Origin of the sequence: Nostoc cf. edaphicum LEGE 07299 (genome assembly GCF_015207245.1) — a bacterium.
Classification (GTDB): Bacteria; Cyanobacteriota; Cyanobacteriia; order Cyanobacteriales; family Nostocaceae; genus Nostoc; species Nostoc edaphicum_B.
On record NZ_JADEXF010000001.1, the window covers coordinates 1 to 17414 of the forward strand.

Annotated in this window: 13 protein-coding genes and 1 pseudogene; 12 read left to right on the forward strand and 2 right to left on the reverse strand. The window is 47.7% G+C overall.

Annotated features, from left to right (window positions below; all coding sequences use genetic code 11):
- Window positions 1-173: 173 nt before the first annotated feature.
- Together IQ229_RS00005 and IQ229_RS24635 are read right to left on the reverse strand one after the other, a co-directional pair.
- Window positions 174-1103 (reverse strand): annotated as a pseudogene (locus IQ229_RS00005) (ATP-binding cassette domain-containing protein); the annotation flags it as partial.
- Entirely contained in the window at window positions 1094-1255 is a 162-nt protein-coding gene (locus IQ229_RS24635; RefSeq protein ID WP_322743915.1) for a hypothetical protein, read from the reverse strand. The pseudogene IQ229_RS00005 and the gene IQ229_RS24635, both read right to left, overlap by 10 nt.
- Before the next feature lie 531 nt (window positions 1256-1786).
- Here IQ229_RS24635 and IQ229_RS00015 point away from each other — a divergent pair.
- The 12 genes from IQ229_RS00015 (at window position 1787) to IQ229_RS00070 (ending at window position 16923) form a co-directional block, all read left to right on the forward strand.
- A complete protein-coding gene (locus IQ229_RS00015) occupies window positions 1787-7819 on the forward strand; it encodes an AAA family ATPase (RefSeq protein WP_194040169.1) in 6033 nt (2010 codons plus the stop codon).
- A complete protein-coding gene (locus IQ229_RS00020) occupies window positions 7816-8445 on the forward strand; it encodes a response regulator (RefSeq protein WP_194040171.1) in 630 nt (209 codons plus the stop codon). Before IQ229_RS00015 ends, IQ229_RS00020 begins: the two co-directional genes overlap by 4 nt.
- A 217-nt stretch (window positions 8446-8662) precedes the next feature.
- The gene (locus IQ229_RS00025; RefSeq protein WP_194040173.1) at window positions 8663-9232 is read left to right on the forward strand and encodes a DsbA family protein; all 570 of its coding nucleotides are present in this window, start codon (window positions 8663-8665) and stop codon (window positions 9230-9232) included.
- Window positions 9229-9747 (forward strand): cupin domain-containing protein, encoded by a 519-nt coding sequence (locus IQ229_RS00030; RefSeq protein WP_228012903.1) that lies wholly within the window; start codon window positions 9229-9231, stop codon window positions 9745-9747. Before IQ229_RS00025 ends, IQ229_RS00030 begins: the two co-directional genes overlap by 4 nt.
- 136 nt (window positions 9748-9883) lie before the next feature.
- A complete protein-coding gene (locus tag IQ229_RS00035) occupies window positions 9884-10351 on the forward strand; it encodes a VOC family protein (protein ID WP_194040177.1) in 468 nt (155 codons plus the stop codon).
- Between the two features lie 147 nt (window positions 10352-10498).
- The gene (locus IQ229_RS00040) at window positions 10499-11365 is read left to right on the forward strand and encodes an oxidoreductase (protein WP_194040179.1); all 867 of its coding nucleotides are present in this window, start codon (window positions 10499-10501) and stop codon (window positions 11363-11365) included.
- Window positions 11366-11400: 35 nt separating this feature from the next.
- A complete protein-coding gene (locus IQ229_RS00045; RefSeq protein WP_194040181.1) occupies window positions 11401-12114 on the forward strand; it encodes an SDR family oxidoreductase in 714 nt (237 codons plus the stop codon).
- Between the two features lie 52 nt (window positions 12115-12166).
- Window positions 12167-13165, forward strand: coding sequence for an alpha/beta fold hydrolase (locus tag IQ229_RS00050; RefSeq protein WP_194040183.1), 999 nt, complete (start codon window positions 12167-12169; stop codon window positions 13163-13165).
- A gap of 39 nt (window positions 13166-13204) precedes the next feature.
- A complete protein-coding gene (locus IQ229_RS00055) occupies window positions 13205-13915 on the forward strand; it encodes an SDR family NAD(P)-dependent oxidoreductase (protein WP_194040186.1) in 711 nt (236 codons plus the stop codon).
- Window positions 13916-14001: 86 nt separating this feature from the next.
- Window positions 14002-14328, forward strand: a complete 327-nt coding sequence (locus IQ229_RS00060; RefSeq protein WP_194040188.1) for an NIPSNAP family protein — start codon at window positions 14002-14004, stop codon at window positions 14326-14328.
- Between the two features lie 80 nt (window positions 14329-14408).
- Complete coding sequence (locus tag IQ229_RS00065) at window positions 14409-16127, forward strand: GMC family oxidoreductase (protein WP_194040190.1); 1719 nt, start codon at window positions 14409-14411, stop codon at window positions 16125-16127.
- A 136-nt stretch (window positions 16128-16263) separates the two neighbouring features.
- On the forward strand, window positions 16264-16923 hold the full coding sequence (locus IQ229_RS00070) for a VOC family protein (RefSeq protein WP_228012904.1): 660 nt from the start codon (window positions 16264-16266) through the stop codon (window positions 16921-16923).
- Window positions 16924-17414: the final 491 nt, after the last annotated feature.

Here is a 17414-nt window from a genome sequence, read left to right on the forward strand (position 1 = left end):
CTAATTATCAACAGTAAATATATTAAAGCCTTATTTTTTCGTACAGACTACCTAATTTAGGATGATTGCATTTACGGACTATAGCCTAGCCACATCAAGGCTTTGAACGTTTTCGGAGATGTCTAATTCTTTCACTCATACCTTGACTACGGTGACACATCAGGATTAATGCTTCAACTTGAGGAGGTTAGTAAATTACTAACAGGGTATGCTAATTCCATTTGCTGTAATTGCTCATGAGTTCCTTTTTGAACTATCTTTCCGCGTTCGATAACAATAATTTCATCGCAATCTTGTATGGTCGAAAGTCGATGTGCGACAATGATGCAAGTGCAACCACGCGCTTTGAGATTCTGACTGACTTGGTTTTCAATCTTGGTATCTAAGGCACTGGTAGCTTCATCTAAAATCAAGATACTGGGATGATTAACCAAGGCACGCGCAATTTCTAAGCATTGTCGCTGACCACCGCTGAGATTAGCAGCACCCTCCAACAGTTCTGCATTGTATCCTTTTGGTAGAGAAGCGATCGCATCATGAATTTGAGCATCTTGACAAGCTTGAACTAAATATTCATTGGGTATAGTACTGTCCCAAAGTGTTAAGTTATCTTTGACACTGCCAGCAAAGAAAAAGATTTCTTGGTCTACGGCAGAGATAGAATTGACCAATACCTGGCGGTCAATTTGTTCTCTGAGTTCGCCATCGAAGTAAATTTCTCCTTGCCAGGGTACGTAAAGTCCACACAAAAGTTTAGCAATAGTAGACTTCCCACACCCACTAGTACCTACAAGAGCAACTCTTTGTCCTTTTTTGACACAGAGATTAAAATTCTCTATTATCGGTGGAGCTATTTTGCTATAGCCAAAGGTAACATTGCGTAATTCAACATCCCCTTGTAATTTCAGCTTGCGGACAGAAGTCTGGGGCACAGGAGAAGACTTACCCTGTGCTCCCTTGCCTGTTTTCGGTTCTAACTGTGGGTCAATGGGGTTCTGTAAAACATCATCAAGGCGATTAAGATTGCCTTCCATGTCTTGCAAGTCACGTCCTAGACCCATTAAATTATTTATAGGTTCAAGTAACTTATGCATCATGCCTTGTCGTATTGCAGCATGACTATTACATATAGAAATATAGAAGCTGCGGCGATCGCACTAGTAGCTAACTTCCCGGAAAGCAAGTTTGCTATACTATCGTTAAGTTGTATGCGACTACTGATTTCTCCGGGAGCATCCACTTTTGGAAGAAACACCACGCATTGCCAGAATTGAACAGTATCGATTTCGCAGAGACCCCAAGGCTTACTTGGCTAATTTAGAGAGTCGTCTTCTCTAGTAAGTTTTACCACACTAGGTTGAAAGTGGGGGATATAGTACCTGTAATGCCTTATTTATCTAGGCTTGAGGGTGATTGGGCTGGAATATCTAGGTTAAATGCAGCGGCGATAGTCTTATCTACGAGTGCGATCGCATTATTGACAGTATCCAAAATTTGCTGGTTGTTTGTTTGTCAAACTTACCTCGCTCATTCAGCCTGATGGCTATACCTTCGACTAGCGATCGCACGAGTCAAAGAAGCAATTCATGAGAGATAGTGTGATAATTCAACTGGGCTGTTTATCAATTCGTGCAAGAGTGTCTAAATCCTCCTATGATTTACAAGTATTCGGAGTTCCCAGCACATATATAATATGTAGATTGACTTCTCAAAGTAGAACTTGAATAATAAGCATTAATTCTATTTGGGTTTGCGGTTCTTTCTATGCTTTGACAAGGTGATAAGAATGATTGCGCTACCTGACGTTGCGGTTGATGCTCAGATATATTCCAGCAATAATTCTTTGGTGTATCGTGGCATCAAGCTGTCAGATCGCACGTCTGTTATTCTCAAAGTTCTCAAACATAACTATCCTACGGCATCAGAACTCACCCGCTACAGGCAGGAATATGAAATTACGCGATCGCTTAACTTAGAAGGCGCGATCAAGGCATATAGTCAGCAGGAATATCAGCGCACACTCATTATTCTTTTAGAAGATTTCGGTGGAGAGTCTCTGGAGAGATGGATACAGCAGCGTTCAGAATTCTGCCCTATGCCCTTATCAGCTTTTCTATCCCTTGCCATTAAACTCACAGGTATTCTGGGCAGAATTCACGCTGCTGGTGTCATTCATAAAGATATCAACCCTAGCAATATTGTCTTCAATCTAGATACTGGGGTCGTTAAATTTATTGATTTCGGAATTGCTACTCGATTTAACCGCACCAACCCAACCTTCAAAAACCCTCATGTTCTAGAAGGCACTCTTGCATACTTATCTCCAGAGCAAACCGGACGCATGAACCGTTTGCTTGATTATCGTACTGATTTTTACTCCCTTGGCGTAACGTTCTACGAACTGCTCACTGGACAGTTACCGTTTGTCACAACAGACATTCTTGAACTTGTCCATTGTCATCTTGCCAAATCACCTGTTCCGCCTCACGAACTGAAGGCAACGATTCCCAAAGCAGTTTCAGATATTATTTTGAAACTAATGGCAAAGAATGCGGAGGATCGCTATCAGAGTGCTTGGGGTATCAAAGCAGATTTAGAAATTTGTGCTGACCAATTAAAAAAAATCGGGCAAATTAATAGCATTCAACTGGGTCTATTAGATGTTTGGGATCAGTTTCAAATTCCCCAAAAACTTTATGGACGGGATCAGGAAGTTGCAATGTTACTAGCGGCTTTTGTTCGCGTAGCGTGTCCGTTGGTGCAGCCTCCCGCAGGGAAGGACATTCGCGTTGCTTCAGAAAACCTTGTACAACAAACTTCAGAACAGAAACTAACAGACAATCAAACTTTCAAAGTTGAAATGATGCTAGTTTCTGGCTATGCGGGAATTGGGAAATCAGCATTAGTCCAGGAACTTTATAAACCAATCACCGCAAAGCGCGGCTATTTTATCTCTGGTAAATTCGATCAATTTCAGCGCAATATTCCCTACAGCGCGATCGCAGATGCCCTGCAAAAATTGGTACAACAATTGCTCGGTGAACCAGACGAGCAAGTGCAACAATGGCGATCGCGCTTGCTAACGGCTTTAGGAACCAACGGACAAATTATCATTGATATCATCCCGGAAGTTGAATTAATTATCGGCAAGCAGCCGCCTCTATCAGAAGTTGGAGCAACTGAAGCTCAAAATCGCTTCAATCTAATTTTTCAAAAGTTTGTGCGGGTGTTTTGTTCAGAGTCACACCCGCTTGTGATCTTTTTAGATGATTTGCAATGGATAGACTTAGCAACGCTGAAGTTAATTGAGTTGATGTTGCTTGATGAACAAACCCAATTCCTATTTTTAATTGGAGCTTATCGAGATCATGAGGTAAATCCAACTGATCCGTTGATGTTAACGCTAGAGAGACTGCGAAAACAAGGGGCAGTGCTTCAGGAGATAATCCTAGCACCATTAACGCTGGAGCCGTTGAGTCAGTTGATTGCCGAGACGTTACATCAGAATGCAGACATTGTTCGTCCCTTAGCTGAGTTAGTTTTGCGTAAAACTGAGGGTAATCCTTTCTTTGTCGGTGAATTCTTGAGAATGCTGCATAGCGAAAATCTGCTGACATTTGATGCTGAACACTTATGCTGGCAATGGAACATTGCTGATATTCAAGCCCAGGATATTACCGATAATGTGGTGGAGTTGCTACTGAGCCAGTTAAATAAATTACCAGAAAACACACAGCAAATTCTCCAGTTAGCAGCTTGTATCGGTGCTGAATTTAATTTAAATACGTTAGCGATCGTTTGCGAACAATCTCCTAAAGCAATTTCTCTAGATTTACTAGTAGCCATTCAAGCTGGATTAATTCAACCTATATCTGAATTAGACGAAAACCTATTAGTTCAAGAATATAAGTTTTTGCACGATCGCGTACAGCAAGCGGCATACGCCTTAATCGATGAGTCGCAAAAACTTGGGGTACATCTGCAAATCGGTCGCAATTTACTCGAAAAGACTTTGCCAGAGCAGCTAGCAGAGCGGTTGTTTGAAATTGTTGACCAACTGAATTATGGAACCAAGTTAATCACTGAGCAATCCCAACGGAATGAAATTGCCAAACTGAATTTGCAAGCAGGTCAGAAAGCGCTGGCAGCGACGGCTTATGAAGCAGCTTTCAAGTATTTCAATGCAGGGCTTAAACTTCTTAATGGGGAAAGTTGGCAGCGTGAGTATGGCTTAACTTTGGCGTTACATTCGGAGGCCGCAGAGGCAGCATACCTCAGTGGTCACTTTGACGAAATGGAACGGCTTGTAGAAGAAGTACTCAACCGTGCGAAGACAGTACTCGATAAAGTGAAAGCTTACGATAGCAGAATTCAAGCATGGCTGTCGCAGGGAGACCCTAAAGAAGCCCTTAAAACTGGCTTGGAAGTGCTGCAACTCTTGGGAATTAGTTTAGTGGAAGCTCCAAGTCAGTTAGACGTTCAAGCAGGATTAGAGGAAACCGCTTCACGACTCGTTGGGCGGGAAATTGAAGATTTGATTGATCTGCCAGAGATGACTGAACCTGCGCCACTGGCAGCAATTCACATTTTAGTCAGCACAGTGGGAGCGGCCTTTAATGTGTCACCCGCTTTGATGGTGCTGATTGTATGCAAAATGGTGAATTTATCGCTCGCTCATGGAAACGCTGTCTGGTCGCTGCTCGGTTATGCTGCCTATGGCATGATGCTATGTGGAGTTGTACAAGACTTTGAACTGGGCTATCGATTTGGCAAATTATCCTTAAATTTAGCGAAAAGATTAAGTAGCAAGAGAGTTAACTGCAAAGCATTGCTGATGGTGAATTTCCATATAATTCACTGGAAAGACCACCTTAAAAAGACATTTCCCATTTTAGCTGAGGCTTATCAAAGCGGGATAGAAAGTGGAGAGTTTGAATTTGCGAGTTATTGTGCATTTAGCTTATGTTATTATCCCTTTTTTGCAGGACAAGAACTGACAGAACTGGAACAACAAACAGCGATTTATTGTAAAGCCACCCATCAAATTAGACGAGAGACTGCTTCCATTTGGCTAGCAATGTTGCAGCAAACGATCCTTAACCTGCGAGGTCAATCTGAAAATCCAAGTCGCTTAGTGGGTTGTATCTATGACGAAGAGCAAGCACTATCATGGGCGATCGCTGTCAAGGATGGAACTAGCCTTCACTACTTTTACTTAAATAAGCTGATTTTATACTATCTGTTCGGGGAGTATGAGCAAGCTGCAAAAACGGCTACTTTGGCAGAACAGTATTTAGGCGCAGCCACAGCAATAATCTCTGTATCTATATTTCATTTCTATGACTCCCTAATATTTCTGAGCTTGTTGGCGGATGCTTCAAACTCTGAAAAAGCAGCTTGCTTGAATCGCGTTAACGCCAATCAAGAAAAAATGCAGAAATGGGCACACCATGCCCCGATGAATTTTTTGCATAAATTTCAGTTAGTTGAGGCAGAGAAAGCGCGAGTTTTAGGGCGGTTGTTTGACGCAGAAGAACTCTACGAACAAGCAATTCTTGGTGCTAGAGACAATGAGTACATTCAAGAAGAAGCCTTAGCCTACGAATTAGCTGCCAAACATTACTTGGCTCGTGGTCGAGAAAGGTTTGCTCATCTCTATATGAAGGAAGCCCATTACTGCTATGAGCGGTGGGGAGCAACCGCAAAAGCCAAAGATTTAGAGACTCGCTATTCACAGTTTTTTCCTCAGTCACTGAATATGGCTGAGGCACCAGTTCGCACCACTACTGGAACTACTTCTAACACCTCACATATTGCTTTCGATTTAGCAACAGTAATCAGAGCATCCCAAGCCATTTCTCGCGAAATTGAACTGGATCAGTTACTCAATTATTTGATGCAGATATTAATTGAGAATGCTGGCGCGCAAACTGGATGCTTGATTTTGGAAAACGCAGGAGAATGGGCGATCGAGGCTGCTTGTGAACTCAATGATGGTGCAAATTTTTGTACTACACAAGTACTGCAATCGATTTCAATGGTAAATCGCTTACCCGAATCCATTATTCATTATGTGATTCGGACTCATGAATCTGTCATTTTAAATGATGCAACTCGTGAAGGTAATTTCATCAATGAGCCATATATTCAGCAGAACCAAACGAAATCACTTCTTTGTTTGCCGTTGTTGAATCAAAGTAAACTTGTTGGCGTGTTGTACCTGGAAAATCAATTAGCAACTGGAGCATTCACAGCAGAGCGAGTCTCCTTTGGAGACGCTACGCGAACGCAGATATTAAATCTATTATCAACTCAGGCAGCAATTGCGATCGAAAATGCCAAACTCTACTTAGAGTTACGCGCAAGCGAAAGTAGGATGGCTCAATTTCTCGAAGCAATTCCGGTGGGGGTTGCAGTTGTAGATGCGGCGGGTCGTCCTTACTACTTCAATCAACGAGCAACTCAGCTAACAGGCAAAGGGGTTGTTTCTTCCGCAACAATAGATCAACTTGCAGAGACGTATCAAACTTATGTAGCCGGAACGAATCAAAAATATCCCACTGAAAAACTGAATTTATACCGGGCATTGAAAGGTGAACGCACGAGGACAGATGATTTAGAGATTCACCGAGGTAATACTATCATCCCAGTTGAGATATGGGGAACGCCAGTATTTGATGAACAGGGTAAGGTGGCGTATGCGATCGCCACCTTTCAAGATATCACAGAGCGGAAACAAGCAGAACACTTCTTAGCCAATTACAATCGCACCTTAGAGCAACAGGTAGCTCAAAGGACGGCGGCTTTAGAGCAAAGCCAAGCAGAACTGCGCGAGCGAGAACAGGAATTACGAGTGATTACGGACGCTCTACCTGTTTGTATCACCTATGTAGATGCCGACCAGCGTTATCAGTTTGCCAACCGCACCTATGAGGACTGGTTTCACCGTAGTCGAGGTGAGATTCTGGGCAAGCATATTTGTGAAAACTTGGGTGAGGCATCTTATCAAGTTGTACAACCGTATATCAATCAAGCACTGGCAGGGCAAATCACAACCTATGAGGCAGAAATTCCCTGTGTGTATGGCAAGAAATATATCAGTAATTCCCTCATCCCTGATTTCGATGGCAGCGGTCAAGTGAAAGGATACTATGGTCTGATTACAGATATCAGCGATCGCAAACGTGCCGAAGAAGCCTCAATTTTAGAAGAACGCAACCGCATGGCACGCGAAATTCATGACACTCTCGCGCAAGCCTTTACCGGGATTCTGGTTCATATGGGAACCGTTTCTCGATTAGTGACAAGCAACCCCCAAGCAATTCAAACACATATTAATATTGTGCGAGATTTGGCCCGCACCGGGCTGACAGAAGCTCGACGCTCCGTTGCAGCACTGCGCCCCCAATCTCTAGAAGATGGCAATCTGTGGACGGCACTGCAACGGTTTGTAGCTACCATGCAATCTTCAACCGAAACCAGCCTGATTTGTGATATTATTGGCACGCCCTATACGTTACCCCCGGAAACAGAGAATAATCTTCTGAGAATTGCACAGGAAGCATTTACGAATTCAATTAGGTATGCGAATGCAAAGGAAATTCGGATTGAATTAATTTATGAACCAACGCAATTCTGCTTACGAATTAAAGACAATGGACAAGGATTTGAAGCCAACCATACAATCCTAAATCGGGGGTTTGGCTTACTGGGGATTACTGAACGAGCGGAACGCATTAAGGCACAACTCTCGATTAAGAGCCGACTGGGGCAGGGAACAGAAACGATCGTATCCGTACATCGGGAGGCATCAGCGTGAGTCAGTCTACAGTAATCCGCGTTTTGATTGTTGACGATCACTCGATTGTCCGGCAAGGACTAGCCGCGATGATTGAGAATGAGCCAGATATGACAGTGGTAGGTCAAGCGGGCAATGGGCAGGAAGCGATCGCTCAATATCGACAACTCCAGCCTGATGTCACTTTGATCGACTTACGGATGCCCCAGATCAGCGGTGTTGATGCGATCGTCGCCATCTGTGCTGAATACACCCATGCCCGGATGATTGTACTGACCACTTATGACGGAGATGAAGATATTTATCGGGCATTACGCGCCGGAGCCAAGGGCTATCTGCTCAAGGACGCAGAACCGGAGGCACTCTTGAATGCGATTCATATTGTTCACAGAGGACAACAATATATTCCTTCCGAAGTCGCTGCCAAACTGGTGCAACGGATGAACATTCCAGAGTTGAGCGAGCGAGAACAAGAGGTTGTTTGTCAGATGGCGCGTGGCTTGAGTAATCAAGATATTGCTGCGGCTTTGAATATTACTGAAAGTACTGTGAAATTTCACATCAACCGGATTTTGAGCAAATTAGGCGTGAGCGATCGCACTCAAGCGGTGATTACCGCACTGAAGCGGGGACTCGCCAAGTTGTGAAACAAGCAAAACTGAACTTAAGTTCGGTTGAGAGTTAGTTTTAGAGATAGTAAGCAACTGTTGTTTCATCCCTTCAATTACTCAACTCTGAGTTGGCGACAAAGCTGAATTAGTTTCATAAGCTAAAGACATAGAAAAAACGGAGTCGGGAGGAATCACAGATAGGAGTCATGCCAATCCCTTGATGCTGTGAGAAACCCTTTTTGATACAGTATCGATGAATCAAGATAGTAATTTTAATCAACTTTTTGTTCCACCTTCCCAACGCGATCGCTATCAGGGGACGCTCAATGCCCCCGTCATACTCGTGGAATATGGGAATTACCAATGTCCTCAGTTGAGGGAAATGCATCAGTTGATTCAGGCAATTCAGCAAGATTTCAATTCCCGGCTGACTGAGAAAAATTCGATTTGTGTCGTGTTTCGTCACTTTATCGAACATTCAATTTATCCTCAAGCACAAAAGGCAGCAGAAGCAGCGGAAGCAGCAGGAGCGCAGGGTCAGTTTTGGCAGATGCACAAGATGCTGCTCACCCATCAAGAGGCATTAGGAAACGGCTATCTCGTTGAGTATGCCAATGATCTAGGTCTCGACATCTGCCAATTTTTGCAGGATATCTTCAAACAAGTTCATGTTGACCGCATCAATGAAGATATCGCAAGTGGTCAGCAAAGTGGAGTTGTGACTGCACCAGCTTTGTTTATTAATGGAATTAGGTATCGCGGTCGCTGGAATATGGAGCAGTTAATGGCAGCCATTATCGCTGCAAGTAATGAACTGCTTTGATCCTCAATCCCACAATTATCGCAGGTAAAACAATGAGCACAGAATTCAGTAAAAACAAAGTTGCAATTGTCGGCCGGGGCGAGGATCTCAATTGGTTCAATACAATGCTCGGTGAGCAAATGGCTATCCGCGTGCATAGCAGAGATGTCGGCGGGGCTTTCACAATCATCGAAGCGCGAGTTCCACCGTTCATAGGGCCGCCACTCCACTATCACGAAGATAGGGAGGAGATATTTGAAGTACTTGAAGGCAGATTTCGCTTTCACTGTGCAGGCGAGGAGTTCGAGGTCGCACCCGGAACATCGGTTGTTGTACCCCGGAACAGCGTACATGGATGGGTGAACCTCGGACCGGGAGCGGCTGGCTTGCTTTTCACCTTCGTACCCGGCGGAATCGACGAATTCTTCCCCCAAATTGGTCAAACGCCACCCGAAGGATGGACGGATCTTGGAAATCAGTACGACACTTCGATCGTCGGAGCGCCCCTGTCCGTCAAAGGGGCTGCGAACGATTAAAGTGCGTTTTAGTTCAAAGAACTTGAGTGTTCTAAATTGAGCGATGGTAACATTGCGATCGCCTTTGGGGGATGATCGCACAAGAATGAAGTTAATCGAGATAGACAGCAACCTCACCAATCTAAAGGAGAACAAGATGAGTAGCAATTCTGTAACCAGTCAAGACATGAAACTCGAAGTTGTGGTGATACCCGTTGCCGATGTTGATCGCTCCAAAGACTTTTACAAAACGTTAGGATGGCGACTCGATGCTGACTTTCCAGGCGAGAATGGTTTCCGAGTCGTGCAATTTACCCCGCCTGGATCGCAAGCATCAATCATCTTTGGGAAAGGAGTGTCGTTAGCCGAGCCAGGCTCAATTCAAGGCTTGTATCTCATCGTTTACGACATCGAAGCAGCCCGTGCCGAACTCGTCGATCGGGGTGTCGAGGTGAGTGAGGTGTTCCACGACATCGGCGGGGTCTTCCACCATGCCGGAACCGAGGGACGTATAACAGGCCCAGACCCAGAACGTCGCGATTATGCCTCCTTTGCCTCGTTCAGCGATCCAGACGGCAACGGTTGGCTGCTCCAAGAAGTGAAGAAGCGCGCTCCCGGACGATAACAGGACATCAATCATTTAAGGGTGAAAAGGAGTCAAACGTATCAGGTTTTTCACTCCTTTTATTACTCGCCACCAGTGTAGCAGTTAGACACTAACCGAAAGAACTAAAGGCAATAAACTAGACAACACCGAAAACGAGGACACCCCATGAAAACGCAGAAAGTATGGTTCATTACCGGAGCTTCCAGAGGCTTTGGGTTAGAAATTGCCAGAGCAGCCCTGGCAGCAGGCGATCGAGTAGTGGCGACGGTTCGCTCTCAGCCCGCACAACTCGCCGCTACCCTGCACAACCACCCCGATTTGTACGTTGTACAGATGGATGTTACCCAGGAACACCAGGTACAAGAGGCTGTCAAGCAAGGCATTGCCCGTTTCGACCGGGTTGATGTCTTAGTCAATAATGCCGGGTTTGGCATGGTTACTGCGATTGAAGAAGCCACGGATGCCGAAGTCCGCAAACAATATGATACCAACGTGTTTGGGTTACTGAACGTGACTCGTGCGGTGTTGCCGTACCTGCGCCAGCAAAAGTCCGGGCGGGTCATCAATATCTCGTCTTTGTTTGGCTACGATGCAGTTCCGGGCTGGGGATTGTATGGGTCTACTAAATTTGCGGTCGAAGGTCTCTCGAAAGGGCTAGCGGTCGAACTGGCACCGCTCGGCATCCACGTCACGGTAGTGGCTCCCGGTCTTTTTACGACCGACTTCCTCAGCACTGAGTCCTATGTCGCCGCTAAAACCACGATCGCCGATTACCAGGAAACGGTAGAACCGATGCGTCACGGAGCCAATGCGCTACATGGGCAGCAGCCTGGCGATCCGAAAAAGTTTGCTCAGGTGATTCTTCAACTCGCCAATACAGAACGTCCGCCACTGCATTTGCCCGTCGGGAAGGACACGATCGCGATGTACCAGAACAATGCCGCGAAAATGGCACAGGAAATCGAAGCATGGCTACCAGTCGCTACCAGCACCGACCATGACCACCGCATAACGGCTTCGACCATCGCCTGAAGAGCAACATTCACACATTATCTCCAAAACTGAAGATGAAAACTCAAGATTCCGTAGTCTTTATTTCTGGTGCTAGTCGCGGCTTAGGCTTGGCATTCGCGCACGAGGCACTTGACCGTGGTGCTAAAAAGGTCTACGCCGGAGTGCGTAGTCCGACTGAAGCCAATACGCCAGGTATCATTCAGGTCAAACTCGATGTGACCGATCCTGCCTCGATAGCTGCGGCCGTGACACAGTGCGGTGATACTACTGTGCTGGTCAACAACGCAGGTATTGCTCGGCTAACCAGCAGTACCCTAGATCCAGCCATGATCGACATCGCGCGCGATGTCTTCGAGACTAACTACTATGGCATGATTCTGGTCAGTCAGGCATTTGCTCCAATTCTTGCCAAGAATGGCGGTGGAGCGGTCATCAATGTCTTGTCAGATGCCACTTGGTATGCGCGTCCGATGCTGGCAGCATATTCCGCCTCGAAGTCAGCGGCGTGGAGCTTTACCAATGCTTTACGCATCGATCTGCGGAACCAGAAGACATTAGTGCTCGGTCTGCATGTCGGCTTTATGGATACCGAGATGACCAAAGGCTTCGAGATGAAGAAGATCAATCCACGGCAGGTTGCCGAAGCCGCCCTGACTGGCATTGAGGACAACAAGGAAGAGGTACTGGCCGACGACTTCACCAGGGAAATCAAGCGAAGCCTTTGCAATGAGCAGCCGATGTATTTGAATCCGCCAGAAATCGGCTGAACGCCGTTCGTTCACAAGCAAAGGTGTGCAGTCCTTGGGTAGGAATTGGAAGATGAAGCCATCACCAGTAATGTACGCACTGATTGTCAATGATTTTCAAACTGCGCTGGGAAAGGACAATATGCAAAGAAAAACATTCAGAACATCTGATGGTGCCGAATTAAGCTACATCAGCGCGGGTAGCGGACAACCTATCGTGATGCTTCACGGTTGGTCGCAATCGGCAGAACAATTCAAATATCAAATTCCTGTTTTTGCCGAACACTATCAGGTGATTGCAGTCGATTTGCGAGGCCACGGGGAGTCAGAAAAAGTACATTTCGGGTATCGAATCTCTCGCTTGGCTCAAGATATTCATGAATTGATCAGTACTCTGAAACTCCAAAAGCCACACCTATTCGGTCACTCAATGGGATGTTCTCTGATCTGGAGCTACCTTGATCTATTTGGATTAGATGAAATTGATCGATTAGTGTTGGTTGATCAATCTCCGTTGGTCGTTTCGCAATCGCATTGGAACGCTCAAGAAATCGCAGAGTCCGGGGCAGTGTTTACTGCCGAACAACTCAATGCAGCAGTACACACTCTAGAAAATGGCAACGCTGAGGAACTGACTCGAAGCCTTCTGACTTCAATGGTCACGCCAGCGATGTCAGAGGAGCAGTTTGAGTGGATCGTTGAGTGCAATCAACGCTTGCCACGCGCGATTGCTGCAACGCTGTTGTACAACCATGCTCACACCGACTGGCGCGATCAAATTGTCAGGATTCGTAAGCCAACTTTGGTCATTTCTGGAAGAAAAAGTATTATTCCGTGGCGATCACAAGTCTGGATCAATCAAAGCATTCCTGACTCTGAGTTAGAAATCTTTGAAGCCGATGAAGGTGGTGGGCATTTCACGTTCATCGAGAATCCAGAAAAGTTTAACCGACGAGTTTTACAGTTCTTATCGCGTTGGCGTAGCCTCTCCTTTGGAGAATCACTTGCAGTGAACCAGGAAAGGCAGACACCAGGGCTAGACATCTTAATAACGGCTTCGACCATAGCGTGACCTGCAACATTCACACATTATTTCCAAAGGAGTTTTACGATGGGCATCGAACAGAAAGTCGCTGTTATCACCGGGGCATCACAGGGCATCGGCGCAGCCCTTGTCAAGGCGTACCGCGATCGCAACTATCGGGTGGTCGCTATCTCACGCTCCATTCAGCCATCGGATGATGATGCAATCCTCGCAGTGTCAGGTGACATCGCCAATCGAAAAACCGCTGAACGTGCGATCGTCGAAGGCGTGACCCGCTTCGGGCGCATCGACACGCTCATCAACAACGCTGGTATATTCATCGCCAAGCCATTTACCCAATACACCGAAGCTGACTATGAGGTATATCTGGGCACTAACGTCACTGGCTTCTTTCACATGACGCAACTCGCGATCGCCGAGATGGAGAAGCAGGGTAGCGGTCATATCGTGCAGATATCGACGAGCTTGGTTGACAACCCGATCGCCGGCGTACCATCTGTGCTCGCGTCGCTGACGAAGGGCGGACTGAATGCCGCGACTAGATCGCTTGCGATCGAGTATGCCAAGCGTGGTATCCGGGTGAACGCCGTCGCGCTGGGTACGATCAAAACGCCAATGCATCCCGCAGAGACCCATGTACAGCTCGATGCCCTGCACCCCATCGGTCGTATGGGCGAAATCTCCGACATCGTTGATGCAATCCTCTACCTGGAATCAGCCAACTTTGTGACGGGCGAAATTCTTCACGTCGATGGTGGACAGAGTGCGGGTCACTAACACCACCTTGCTAGCAGAAAAATGGCTTTGACGCTCCCAAACAAGATTGCTTGCTCGTACACCCTTCAGACTAAGGAACACAGGCATTGATCTACGAATTACGCATTTATCACTCCATGCCCGGACGACTACCAGCGCTGCTTGCGCGCTTCCAGAACCACACGTTACGGATTTGGGAAAAGCATGGCATCCGCCAGGCTGGATTCTGGACAACGCTAATCGGCGAGAGCAATCAACGGCTCACCTATATGCTTGCCTGGGACAGCATGGCTGAACGCCAGGAGCGCTGGAACGCATTCCTTGCCGACCCCGAATGGATCGCGATCAGCACCGAAACCGAGAAGGACGGTCAACTTGTGCAGAACATCAGCAGCGAGTTGCTGGCACCGACCGCCTTTTCCTCGGTGAAGTGAGCGACGGAACTCGAACCTATACCATCCGGCAATGCAGACTCCTTACCGTTACATTCGATGTTGAAAGCGAGGTAGGCGCGATGAAGACGAATTTTGAGAACAAATCCTTTAAGGATGAACGTGAGACTGATAGCCGCGATATTTTCGCCGAACGTGTCCGCAGCAACCAGCGCCAGCTCACCTCCCAGTTAAGGCACCAGTACGATTTTATTGTTTGCGGATCTGGAGCTTCTGGCTCGGTGGTTGCCCGCAGACTGGCTGAGAATCCAGATGTCAGCGTTCTGCTGCTGGAAGCTGGAGGTAACGATGATGTGTCAAGTGTCATAGAAGCGAATCAATGGCCGACAAACCTTGGAAGCGATCGCGACTGGAGCTTCCAGGGCCAGCCGAATCTACATGTGAACGGTCGTTCGATTCCGTTCTCTATGGGCAAGGTACTTGGCGGTGGATCGAGCATTAACGTCATGGTTTGGGCACGCGGACACAAGCATGATTGGGATTTCTTCGCATCCGTTGCCAACGATCCAGCTTGGAGTTATGAATCCGTTTTGAAGATTTATCGCCGCCTGGAAGATTGGCATGGCGTGCCAGACCCGATGTATCGCGGAACGGGAGGGCCAGTATTTGTCCAGCCCGCGCCAGATCCAAACCCGATCGCACCCGCAACGGTTGAAGGAGCGAGGGTGGTGGGTATTCCTACATTTGAAAATCCCAACGGACGTATGATGGAAGCAGCGAAGGGCGCTTCTATCAGCGATGTGCGAGTCCGCAATGGCAAGCGCGAATCGATATTCCGCTCCTACGTCTTCCCTTATATGGATCGGCCAAACCTGACGGTTCTCAGTCATGCACTGGTCACACGGCTGACGTTCCAGGGCAAGCGGGTCACTGGCGTGGAAATCTCTTATCGTGACGCAATCTATCGCATTGGTGCGGCAGTCGAAGTCGTACTGTCGCTCGGTGCAATCCATACGCCGAAAGTGCTGATGCAATCCGGTATCGGCGATGAGGCCGAGTTGCAGCGATTTGGAATTCCTGTCGTGCAGCACCTTCCCGGTGTGGGGCAAAATTTTCAAGACCACGTTGCATTTGATTGTGTCTGGGAATATGAAAACGCTCTCGCACCCAGAAACAACTTGTCCGAGGCAATCTTTTTCACGGGCGACCAGCCCGGGCTTGACAGTCCAGACTTATTTGTTTGTCAAGCCGAGGTGCCAAAATCCACTGCCGAGAATGCCATTCGGTTTGGGCTGCCTGATGCAGGCTGGACGTTATTTGGGGCGATCGCGCAGCCCAAAAGCCGAGGCCGTCTGCGCCTGAAGGGAGCCGATCCATCCGACCCGATTCTGATTGACGGAAACACTCTGTCTGACCCGGATGATCTCAAAACCGCGATCGCCTGCGTAGAACTTTGCCGCGAAGTTGGTAACTCTGCTCCGCTTCGTCCGTTCGTCAAGCGCGAAGTGATGCCAGGTAATTTGAAAGGGGCTGAACTCGAACGCTTTATTCGGGATGCTGCGACGAGTTTCTGGCACGAAACCTGCACCGCGAAGATGGGTCGAGATTCTATGTCGGTGGTGGATAGCAACCTGAGAGTGTATGGAATTGACAATCTTCGGATTGCTGATGGATCGATTCTGCCGCGAGTAACCACCGGTAACACGATGGCTCCCTGCGTGATTATCGGGGAGCGGGCAGCGGAAATTCTACATCTCGAACACCAGCTGCAAACCACCGTAAAAACAGACTCTGGCGTGCAACAAAACCACCGCACTTTTCATTGGCGAACGCACATCTAAGTCGCGTCTTAACTCAAAGAACTTGAGTGGTCTAAATTGGGCGATCGCAGAAGAATGAAAAGTAACCAATCTGAACATCAAACTTACCAACCTAAAGGAGAACAAGATGAGTAGCAATAACGTAAACAGTCCAAACATGAAACTCGAAGTTGTGCTATTCGGCGTTTCCGACGTTGACCGCGCGAAGGCATTCTACGAGAATCTCGGCTGGCGGTTCGACATCGACATCGCGGAGGGCGACTTCCGCGGCGTGCAGATAACGCCGCCCAACTCGGAAGCCTCGATCATCTTCGGCAAGGGAGTCACTCCGAACAATCCTAGCTCGGCGCACAGCCTGGTTCTCGCCGTGGACAACCTCGATGTCGCCCGCGAAGACTTGATCGCTCGCGGTGTCAACGTCAGCGAGGTCTTCCACTACGCTGGCGGCCCCTTCAACAACGCTGTGGAAAACCCGCGCGTCGGCGGGCGCGACCCGCAAGGTCGTTCCTACTTCTCATTTGCCTCGTTCGAGGACCCAGACGGGAACCTCTGGCTGCTCCAGGAAATCCAAACGCGACCGGGAAGCCGCGTTTGGAACTCTACGCAAACACGAGATATGGACGTTGCAACTCTTGCAAACCTTCTTAGCGAGACGGCGGAGTACCATGATCGCTACGAGAAAACTCACGCCGAGCATCATTGGTGGGACTGGTACGCGCCTTATCTGAGTGCACGTCAGAATGGCAGCAGTCCAGAAGAGTCCGCCGCCGCCGCTGACCGTTACATGGAAGAGGTTTTTCCTGTTCTTTCCAGATGATGCGGTCAGGGTTACCGCACCCGCCGAGTACATCGGCGACTAGTAGTCTGCCAACCCAAAAATGTTAGGTGGGGGCAGGCTCTTGAGCAGGGGTGCAGGGGTGCAGAGGAGAGTTCAATGTGCCTTGTTCTTTCCCCTCTGCCCCTCTGCTCCTCCGCCCTTGGAGCTAGCCACCATGCAAAGTTTCCTTGGCGTACTACTAGGTAGCAGCAGAGGCTTACGAAGCCAATGATTTTTGCTCAGGAACTCAGGGCGGCGTTCAGGTTTCTGTGCTGAGGACGTGGATGGGGAGCTAGGATCGTCCGCGTCCTGACCTCGGAACCTGCGTAAATGTGGCAGCAGCGTTCCTTCGCTCCGTATCAGATTTGGAGATCGGCTATTACCGGAGATCGTTTTATCACCTCGCGTGGACAGTAAGTTACAAAATTATGAAAAAGACTATCGTTAAAGCCGCTGCCGTGCAGATTAGCCCTCTTTTGTCAGAGTGGGAG